The sequence below is a fragment of the Cohnella sp. WQ 127256 genome (genome assembly GCF_024519285.1).
Lineage (GTDB): Bacteria > Bacillota > Bacilli > Paenibacillales > Paenibacillaceae > Cohnella.
The window spans coordinates 1-9,818 of the sequence record NZ_JAMZCY010000019.1 but is presented as its reverse complement, the minus strand read 5'-3'; the positions used below and the strand labels follow the sequence as shown (position 1 = coordinate 9,818).

At 44.6% G+C, this 9,818-nt stretch carries 7 protein-coding genes, 5 tRNA genes and 2 rRNA genes; 1 reads left to right on the top strand and 13 read right to left on the bottom strand.

Annotation, left to right across the window (positions count from 1 at the left end):
* A partial coding sequence (locus M1K58_RS29230; protein ID WP_256762461.1) for a DUF444 family protein occupies window positions 1-446 on the top strand: 446 nt, incomplete at its 5' end.
* A gap of 348 nt (window positions 447-794) precedes the next feature.
* Here M1K58_RS29230 and M1K58_RS29225 read toward each other — a convergent pair.
* From M1K58_RS29225 to M1K58_RS29165, 13 genes are all read right to left on the bottom strand, one after another.
* Window positions 795-2,072 carry a cellulase-like family protein gene (locus M1K58_RS29225; protein WP_256762462.1) on the bottom strand — a complete coding sequence of 426 codons (1,278 nt, stop codon included), beginning with the start codon at window positions 2,070-2,072 and terminating at the stop codon, window positions 795-797.
* A gap of 57 nt (window positions 2,073-2,129) precedes the next feature.
* Entirely contained in the window at window positions 2,130-2,933 is an 804-nt protein-coding gene (locus M1K58_RS29220) for a carbohydrate ABC transporter permease (RefSeq protein ID WP_256762460.1), read from the bottom strand.
* Entirely contained in the window at window positions 2,930-3,817 is an 888-nt protein-coding gene (locus M1K58_RS29215) for a carbohydrate ABC transporter permease (RefSeq protein WP_256762458.1), read from the bottom strand. The genes M1K58_RS29220 and M1K58_RS29215 overlap by 4 nt, the downstream gene beginning before the upstream one ends.
* 88 nt (window positions 3,818-3,905) lie before the next feature.
* Entirely contained in the window at window positions 3,906-5,288 is a 1,383-nt protein-coding gene (locus M1K58_RS29210; RefSeq protein ID WP_256762457.1) for an extracellular solute-binding protein, read from the bottom strand.
* 122 nt (window positions 5,289-5,410) lie between these two features.
* Window positions 5,411-7,138 carry a sensor histidine kinase gene (locus M1K58_RS29205; RefSeq protein ID WP_256762455.1) on the bottom strand — a complete coding sequence of 576 codons (1,728 nt, stop codon included), beginning with the start codon at window positions 7,136-7,138 and terminating at the stop codon, window positions 5,411-5,413.
* A 13-nt stretch (window positions 7,139-7,151) separates the two neighbouring features.
* Complete coding sequence (locus M1K58_RS29200) at window positions 7,152-8,711, bottom strand: response regulator (RefSeq protein WP_256762453.1); 1,560 nt, start codon at window positions 8,709-8,711, stop codon at window positions 7,152-7,154.
* Between the two features lie 270 nt (window positions 8,712-8,981).
* Window positions 8,982-9,058, bottom strand: a tRNA-Arg gene (locus M1K58_RS29195).
* A gap of 6 nt (window positions 9,059-9,064) precedes the next feature.
* A tRNA-Gly gene (locus tag M1K58_RS29190) sits at window positions 9,065-9,139 on the bottom strand.
* Between the two features lie 16 nt (window positions 9,140-9,155).
* Window positions 9,156-9,240: transfer RNA gene (locus tag M1K58_RS29185), tRNA-Leu, on the bottom strand.
* Between the two features lie 27 nt (window positions 9,241-9,267).
* Window positions 9,268-9,343: transfer RNA gene (locus M1K58_RS29180), tRNA-Lys, on the bottom strand.
* Between the two features lie 16 nt (window positions 9,344-9,359).
* Window positions 9,360-9,435 (bottom strand) — tRNA-Val (locus M1K58_RS29175).
* A 54-nt stretch (window positions 9,436-9,489) separates the two neighbouring features.
* Window positions 9,490-9,606, bottom strand: a 5S ribosomal RNA gene (rrf, locus tag M1K58_RS29170).
* A gap of 97 nt (window positions 9,607-9,703) precedes the next feature.
* A 23S ribosomal RNA gene (locus M1K58_RS29165) occupies window positions 9,704-9,818 on the bottom strand; the annotation flags it as partial.

Below are 9,818 nucleotides of genomic sequence, written 5' to 3'. Positions count from 1 at the left end.
TGAATCGCTTCTTAAGACACCAGTATGAGAAAGTGGATATCGTGTTCATTGCCCATCATACCGAAGCTAAAGAGGTAACGGAAGAGGAATTTTTTACCCGAGGGGAAAGCGGAGGTACAATCTGCTCATCCGCCTATGTGAAAGCTTTAGAAATCATCGATTCACGGTATCCGCCATCGCTATACAACATTTATCCATTTCACTTCTCGGACGGGGACAACCTGACGAGCGACAATGAGCGTTGCGTGAGATTGATTAAAGAATTTTTGGAGCGCTCGAATATTTTCGGCTACGGAGAAGTTAACCAATATAATAGAAGCAGTACGTTAATGTCGGCCTATAAGCATCTGGAGCATTCACAGTTTCTCTACCATGTCATTAAGGAAAAAGCCGAGATTTATCAGGCTTTGAAGACTTTCTTCCGCAAACGGGAAGCTATAGTGTAAAATGAAGAAATGATCGTCCTTGAAGGAACGGTGATGAAATAATGACTTTAGGTAGGTTCGCTAGATGCTTCACAGTAGGATTTGTCTTTGCTTTCATAGCGATTGGCCTTTTGCCATTCTTGCTTATATCCTTCTTGTCCGATATTAACGGCTTGACGGATATGGATGCAACACCTCTTTATTCGCTCTTAAATAAGATTATTAATTATACTAAGTAGGCTAGGCTCTGATTTGATAAATATCAACCTTTCCTATTAACAGATGAAAACCCGCTGATTTGTTACGCTCAGCGGGTTTTCATCTGTTGAAGGAGCCATCACACTATGAGATTGCAACGTTTTATCCTCTTCAAACGGACTCTAGTATATATTGATTCCATTTACGCTGCCACTGTACATCATTCCAGAAGGGATGGTGTGGCGCACAATTCGAGCACAGAATCATTCCCCAGAACCCTAACTTCATTCCTTTACGTATCGCATATTCAGCAATGAACTTACCTACAGGACCTTCTTCAAAGCCCGCATTTAGCGGGGTGTAGCCTACATATCCCTCTCCAATGACGATGGGAAGTTTGTAGTCTTTAGCCCATTCGTGGATTTCCTCGAAACGAAAATCTGTTTTTTGTAGCATCGCTATCTTATGGTCTGAATAACGATCATACAAATACAAATCCCACTTATCCGGGTCAGCCCAGTCATGTAAATAAATAAGCTTCAGACCAACGGGATTACCACGCATTCTCCATTCCTGACCTTGAGGTAATGTCCATTCTTCGAAGGGAGGCGCATCCTCCCTAAGTAAGTCTTTAACCGCCTGGTTAGGGAATGGAACATCTTCATTGTCTAATCCGGTTGTATCCATCAATTCTTGCAGGACACCTTTGATGTAGAGATGAAAATGTGCGACCTGCAGATTACTAGCGACATCAGATTTGGGGTAGGCTTCGTTTACAGTGTAGCATGCCGTCATAAGGACATCAGGATGCTTACACTTTAAGAATTCAACTGCCTCTTCGATATAAGGCTTCATGGCTCGGACTAAGCCTGGCGTATCCGAGTTCTGAATGCCTTGCTCCTCGCCAACCTTCGTTAGCTGTCCGAATTCCACTTCGTTGTGAAGCTCGGCGTAAGCAATTTGTTCTCCATACCCCTCAGCCTTAACGAAACGAATCAGCTGATTCATAGAAGCCGCAATCGCCATAAATCTGTCCTTTGACGGAATGTTAGCCAGTTCGTCCCATAGCTCAGGTGTAGCGAGGAAGCTCGGGCTTTGCTGGTACTCCCATGAGGATAGAATGATGTAACAGCCATAAGCCTTAGCCTGCTTGAACAGCTCGAGCAAATGCGCATGACCATTCAGTGTCGCCCCTCCCTGGCAATTATACCAGCGAGTTCGCTTTCCTACTTGTCCCAGATTACCGAATTTCAAGGGACCATCGCGCTTCCCCTCAGCCGTAAAGAGAAGGTAAGGCATTGCGCATATACGGATCGAATTATATCCCCTATCTACAGCTTCTTGGAAACGGGCCGACAAATCATGATAGGGCTCCCCTGGCATCGTCATCGTGTACCACGAGAAATCCCACATTGTAATCGTTAGCTTTCGCGGTAATCGTTCTAGCATGTCTTTCACAACAGGTTCAGCTCCTAGATCTACTCATTTCATAAGTGGTGACGTTCCTCATCCTTTAACAGCACCTGCAGTTAATCCTTTCATGAACGTTCGGGAGCCAAATAGGAATAGGATCAACACTGGAAGTGTCGTCATAGTTAATGCAGCCATCCGTGCTGCATAATCCGTACGGTGAACGTAACCCAGATTCGATATAAATACTGGCAACGTAAACCATTCTGACTTATTGATTGTGACCAATGGCAATAAATAGTTATTCCATGACCATAGGAATACTAAGGTTGCCAATGTCGCAAGTCCTGGTTTAATAATCGGAAGCACGATGCGTATGAATATTCCCGGCTCTGAGCATCCGTCAATACGGGCGCACTCCATCAAGTCATTAGGGATTGAATCCCTCATAAATTGAATCATGAAGAACGCTCCGAATGGGAATGCAGTCCAGATGAGAATAACAGGCCATAGCGTATTTCCTAACCCAATATTTCTCATTTCGATAATATAGCCGATTAATCCGACTTGCGTCGGCACCATCATCGTGAGAATGACGAACATCTGAATCCATTTGCGTCCCTTGAAATCAAATTTCGCGAGAGCATAGCCAATAAGTGTACTAGTTATCAATGCGAGACACACCGAGGTGACCGATACAATAAGACTATTGCCGTAAACTCGTAGGAAATCGGTTTTAAATACAGTCCTCAGATTCTCCATGAGATAGTCGCCAGGAAATATCGGAATTCCCTTGAACAAATCCTCGTTATAGTGCGTTCCCATAACCGTCATAATATAAAATGGAAATAGAGACAGCAATGAAATGATGATTAGACTTATCCATACTAGCGCCTTCATCGTCTGTCCTCCCTAGATGTCGTCAAGCGATAGCTTAACATTGAGAATATTACGATCAGTATGAATAAAGAATAAGCGATCGCTGATGCGTAACCAAATCGGGTATTGGAAATGAACGATTCGTCCACGAACTTCCATATAATAGTTAATGCTGCATTATCCGGTCCACCTACCTGAGACGACCCAGACCAGCCACCGTACAGCAGCTTCGGTTCGTCGAACAGCTGAAGTCCGCCGATAACAGAGGTAACGACAAGGAATACGCTAATATTACGCAATAATGGCATTGTAATTCGACGGAAAGTATGGAATCCAGTAGAGCCGTCAACCCTAGCTGCCTCATATATATCTTGGGGAATAACCGTCATACCCGCCATATAAATGATCATAAAGTAGCCAAGATTACGCCATATGACCATCAAAGCAATGATCGCTCTCGAGCTCCATTCATCCTGAAGCCAATAAAAGCCTTCCTGTAACCATCCAAACTTCATCATGAGTAGGTTAACAAGTCCTGTCTGCCAATCGAACATATAGGAGAAAATAAATCCGATGGCAACGGGAGTCGTAATATAGGGCAAAACGTTAATCGTTTGGATCATATTTTTCCCGCGCGTTAGATTGAAAGTCCAGTACGCGAGTAGCAGGCCAAGAATTAAGGTGATGGGAATAAACATCGCCATCATAATCAAGGTGTTCATAATCGATTTAATGAAGAGTGGGTCTTCGGTCCACAAATGGACATAGTTCTGAATTCCAATAAACGTTTTAGCGCTAATGCCGTTCCATTCATATAAGCTCAGTACAAACGAATAGAGGACAGGGTAAAGTTGAAAGGCCCCATAGGCCAACACAAACGGTAGAGAGAAAAGATAGGGCCACATCTGTGGCCCCCATCTACGTTTGAGGGTTGTAGCTGAAGATGTTTTCACTTGTTCCGCATTCACGTTCATCCCTCGTTTAGGCTGGTTTTTACTTTATTGTCGCTTCAGAAGCTTTATTCTTCATCTCTGATTTGAACTTCTCAAGTGCTGCTTCAACAGTGATGGATTGATCCTTAGTCCACAGTGGATATAAGGAATTTGATACAGCATCTACAACAGAATCATATTTAGATTGTGCTTGACCCTTCATTTCAGGAATAACATTCTCAAGGTAGTACATAGATAAATTCTGACCCCCGAAAAATTCATCAAACGGTCCAGGAGCTTCAAACAATGCCTTCTGTTTCTCGTAGAATGCTTTATTACTTGTCATATTACCGAAGTTCTTGAAATTGAATAATGAGCCTTCTTCAGACTGATAAGCGAAATTAACGAATGCCCAAGCGGCTTCCTTCACTTTACTGTCTTTGTAAATACCAACAGCTGTTCCCCCGCGTGTGAAGCCGACTTCAGGTGCCTTTACAAGTCCCCAACGTCCACTACCTTCTGGATCATTCGCGGAAATATGCCATTTCGGCCCCCATGGTGCCATTGGATAAAACATGAATTCACCTTTAGCCATAGAGGATGACCAAGCCGGTGTCCACAATTCATTCTTTCCAAGAATGCCTGCGTCTCTCATTTTGAATAGCATTTCAATGGACTTCGATAGCTTGGTAGTCACATCAACCTCGGTGCCGTTGACATAAGGTGTGGTGTTCTGTCCCTTCAGCACAAGGAATGCATCCCCAAGTCCAGGGAACATAAGCACTTTCCCGCCACTCTTATCTTTTAACTCCGTTCCCTTGGTGATGAAATCATCCCAGGTCGGGATAAGCTTCTCTAGCTCAGCCGGGTCATCAGTACCCCAATATTCCTTAGCTAGGTCACGGCGATACGCAAAGCCTGCAGGAGTGATCGCCTGATCAACAGCAACGATCTGACCTTTAGAGTTCGAGATGTAAGGGACCGTATAGTCCAGCACACTGCTTCTATCGAAATTGTATGGAGCCGCTTCCAAATTGTCCAATACGTCTAGATCAAATAGTTTTCCACGGTAAGCCTCTTCCCCAAGAATAACGTCCGCAACGTCAGAACCAGAGGCGATTCCGCTTTGCAGCTTCTGTAAATAGTCATTTGGGTTAACTACAGTAACTTCTACTTTGATGTTCGGATACTTCTTGTTGAACTCCGGAATCATGCCCTTAGTAAATGCCTCATCCCAGTCCCAAACTTTGATCGTAGCACTGAGCTGTGTCGGATCCGTGGCTGTGGCTGTGGATGCTGACGCCGATGACGCTGGTGATGATGCTTGTGATGCTTGTGATTCGTTGTTGTTGTTCCCGTTACCGCAAGCCCCTAGCAAGCTTGCCAGCAAGGAAACCGAGATTGCACCTGATGCCCACTTAGATAAATGTTTTGTATTATTCACTTTGTAACTGTCCCCCCAGAATTGTTGTAGTAAGCGCTTTCCTATGTTCATCATACCTCTACTGGCATTGGACAGAGAACGAGATAAAACGGTGATTTTGTATAAAATCCGGCGAATAAACTCTAATTCGTATCCTTCAAGGGGATTCTAATGCGAATGAGTGTACCCCTCTCTTTTCCACTAACCGTCTCAAGTGTTGCATCGTTACCGAAATGCGTCTGAAGTCTCTCCCGAATATTAGATAGACCGATCCCCCTCGTACGATCGGACTTAACTTTAACGAGCACTTGATCTTCACTTACCGCCGTCATCATGCCTTGGCCATTATCTTCAACCTCAAGACATAGATGGCCTTCTGTCCGGTACGCCCGTACAACAATTACACCTTCGATGAGTTCTGAAGGAACGATTCCATGTACAATCGCATTCTCGATTAGCGGCTGTAGCGCCATTCGTGGAACTAGCAAGTCAAGCAGGGATTCATCAAGCTCCCAAATGAGACGGAATCGTCCAGGGTAACGAGTCTGTTGTATAAGTGAGTACTTGTCCACGATTCTAATTTCATCAACAAGCGGTGCCCTAACTGCACCTTCACCTGTCTTGATTGTATCCTGCAGAATAGCAATAAGAGCTTGTGTCACTTCGATTGCTTGTAGGTTGCGATTGGCATGAGATAAATAGATAACCGTATTGAGCGTATTGTATAAAAAATGAGGATTGATCTGAGCCATCAACAAATCAAGCTGCATCTTCTGCTTCTGCTCTTCATTGCGGATTGAGGATACAATATGCTGCCTCAGATCATGGACCATCCGATTGAAGCCGTTCCCGAGAACTTCTAATTCATCACCGCTGCGAATCGTCACATGGGTTTCAAGGTCCCCGACCGCGACTCTCTTCATTGCATGAGTAAGCCGAGATAGTGGCTTTGTTAGGTTAACTATGATCGGTAGCATAACAATAAGTGTAAATAAAATAACACAAAAAATGATAATGATATAGAAATAGAAAATACGGTTAATTTTATCGAATAATCTGTGTTTCGATAGGAGTGCAACCTGCTTCCATCCTTGGTTCATCTTGTCATCCGTGAGTACAATACGACTCGAATCTTCTCCATACGATTGGTCGGATTCGAGCAGCTCAGACATGAAAGCCGCATCATGTTGCGACAATTCATCCTTAGTGGCAAACAACAGCTCCCCCTTGCTCGTGTAAAGCTCTATCTGTTCGAAATCGTTCGAGCTTTGTAAGAATACACTGGATAGCTCGGAATACGCGATATCTAGTACGAGATAGCTGTAAGGAGATACATTATCCCCAAGCGGTCGAAATTTCAGTACATAACTAAATACTTGTCGGTTCCCACTGAGGAAGAAAAAGGGATGGGCTTCGGAATATCCGTTGCGTAAATCTTTTCTCTTCTGAAACCAATCCTGCTTCAAGTATTCCTGGAAATAATCTTCGTAGCCGCTAAAATTGGAATACGTCTCACCATCTGGTTTAACGAGAAGCACGTTGAGGACAAAGTTATTGATCGCAGTGAAACGCTTTAGCTTCTCCTGTGTTTCATACTTTCGAAAATAATTTTCTGTCGTATCCAAACTAGACGGTGCATAAACAAGCGAAGTAATCTCCTCGTCCGAGATGATATATTCGGCGATCTTCATAACCTGCTCCTGAATTTTCTTCAGTTGAAATGATACCTGTGCGAGCTTGGTCCGGCTGTCCTTGATCGATTGCTCGCGTATAATCTCTTTGGCATAGTCATAAGTGAAGAAGCCACTAAGCACGAGCGAAAGAGAGACGACCAACACCGTGCTCGCTATAATTTTCGTGCGTATCTTCATTTGCATATATCCCTTACCTCGGCTTCTCCATATATTCAAGTGGGCTCATTCCCATCGTCTTTTTGAATACTTGACTGAAATATTGGCTGTTGCGATACCCAACAAGCTCTGCAATTTCATATATCTTATATTTGCCTTCATTTAGCAATCTTCTGGCGTTATTCATACGAATATCGGTCAATTGGTCAAGCACCGTCTGGCCAGTCTCTTCCTTGAACACGTGACGGAAATGATCACGGCTAATTCCCAAATGACGAGCGATCGCATCCGCCCCCACATCCTCGTCCGCGAAGTTCTTCTCCATGTAATCCAGAGCCTGCCTCACTTTACGAGAATGTACAGACTGTCCCCTATTGGAATCCGATACCTGTTCCATTTCCGATAAGAACCAGAGCCTAATGCCCTCGCAAGATATCCATGAGGAAGAGGATAGAAGTCCTTGTTCCCTTAACTCTTGATAGGAGGGAAGTTGGCAGGCGATCCGCGAACGATTCAACAAGACGACCAATTGGCGACACATATCCTCGAAGCAGATCAGATTACGTGAGATTACGGCTTCGCGAAACAGCGCCGTCAATTCCTCACCCGCATCTTCAAATCTCTGTTTTACAAGAAACTCCCCAATGCGGTCAACCCCCTCTTCCCAATCGAACGGTTTGGGTAGCTTGTCCTCCCCACGAATATCATTTAAGCGGATCGTATGCCGTGGTCCATCAAAAATGGACGACTTAAATAAACGGAGAGATTCGGTTAGCTTTAAGGGCAATTCTTGATAGTTTCGAACACCCGATACAATAATAATGGATGAAGTTCCCCCAGCTATCTCTTCCATCCTCTCACGAGCTTCGGAAGCTTTCTCCTCAATAAACTCGCGAATTTTCCCTTCACCTCTCCAACCATCATCCACGAATAGCAATACAAAATGCTTCCCTTTGAATCGGATAGCGGCTAATAAATCCTCTCTATCGTCTTCCGGCCATTCTGTGTTCAACTCCAGAGTAGATTGCTCTGCTAAGTCAGATGCTAATAGTGGAAAAGGTCGATCTGGCTGGAGGATGATCATATGCAGTCTTTCAAGACCTGAGCCTGATTCTTTAAAGGTCGCTCGCCATTGCTCGTTAGACATGGACGTACCTAGCAGCCAATCATGAAGCAATCTTTTCCGTTCCTCATTCCGGTGCCTTCTTACTTTCTCGATTTCTAAGCGCAAGCTTTCTAGCTCACGAGTTAACGTAGCGGAATCCATCTCGTGCTTCACCCAATAGTTTGATAAACCGAGCTTGACTGCTTCCTTTGCGTACTCAAATTCCTTTACTGACGTGAGCAATACTATTTTTACAGTTAAGCCACTTGATTGTATGCGCTTACTTAAAAGCATGCCATCCATCCCTGGCATAACAATATCGACAATGATCAATTCTGGTTGATGCTGCTGTGCCAGCTCCACCGCTTGAGATGGCCTCGTCGTGGTACATACGATCTCGTATCCAAGATCCTCCCATGGGATTAGCTGTTGGATATGCTCAATTGCAAGAACTTCATCGTCCACGATCATAACGCGGATCTTCTTCATGACTGCATCCCACCCTGATGTAATATCTAAATATAGAAGTAAGTTGTATCATACCTGTATTGTCGCTGGCTCGCAACGTTGACTTAACTGTAAGATCAACTTACTGGAATACCGTGCTTCGGACAATTCACAATCCCCTGTTTATGATGGACGATATTCTGAAAGGGATCGTGATCTTCTACGAATTGATAAAAAAACCACTCAGCGTAATCAGCTGGTGGCTTTATGTAACTTTTATATTTTTGAATAATTTAATATCGATAAAAATTCTGGCGCGCCCTGAGAGATTCGAACTCCCGGCCTTTTGATTCGTAGTCAAACGCTCTATCCAGCTGAGCTAAGGGCGCAAATGTTGGAGCGGAAAACGGGGCTCGAACCCGCGACCTTCTCGTTGGCAACGAGATGCTCTACCACTGAGCTATTTCCGCAGCCTGTGGGTAATTATGGTGCGCGTAGAGGGACTTGAACCCCCACGTCGTGAAACGCCAGATCCTAAGTCTGGTGCGTCTGCCAATTCCGCCATACGCGCATGATTACAAGTTCACCATTTGAAAAATGGTGAGCCATGAAGGACTCGAACCTTCGACACCCTGATTAAAAGTCAGGTGCTCTACCAACTGAGCTAATGGCTCAGGGATAAAATGATTATGGTGGAGGCTGACGGGATCGAACCGCCGACCCTCTGCTTGTAAGGCAGATGCTCTCCCAGCTGAGCTAAGCCTCCAAATGATAAGCTATCCCTAGGTGACTGAACTACATACATTATAGTAAGATTCCGGCCTGGCAACGTCCTACTCTCCCAGGACCCTGCGGTCCAAGTACCATTGGCGCTGGAGGGCTTAACGGTCGTGTTCGAGATGGGTACGCGTGGAACCCCTCCGCCATTATTACCAGACCAGACTTACTAAACAAGGCTTGCGCCTTGAAAACTGGATGCGAAGTAAAGCTATATAGAAGAAGTGGTGTCATATGTCTTACAGTGTCAATTCGCTTAGGATAAGCCCTCGACCTATTAGTACTCGTCAGCTCCACACATTGCTGCGCTTCCACCCCGAGCCTATCAACCTCGTGTTCTTCAAGGGGTCTTACGAATTGGGAAATCTCATC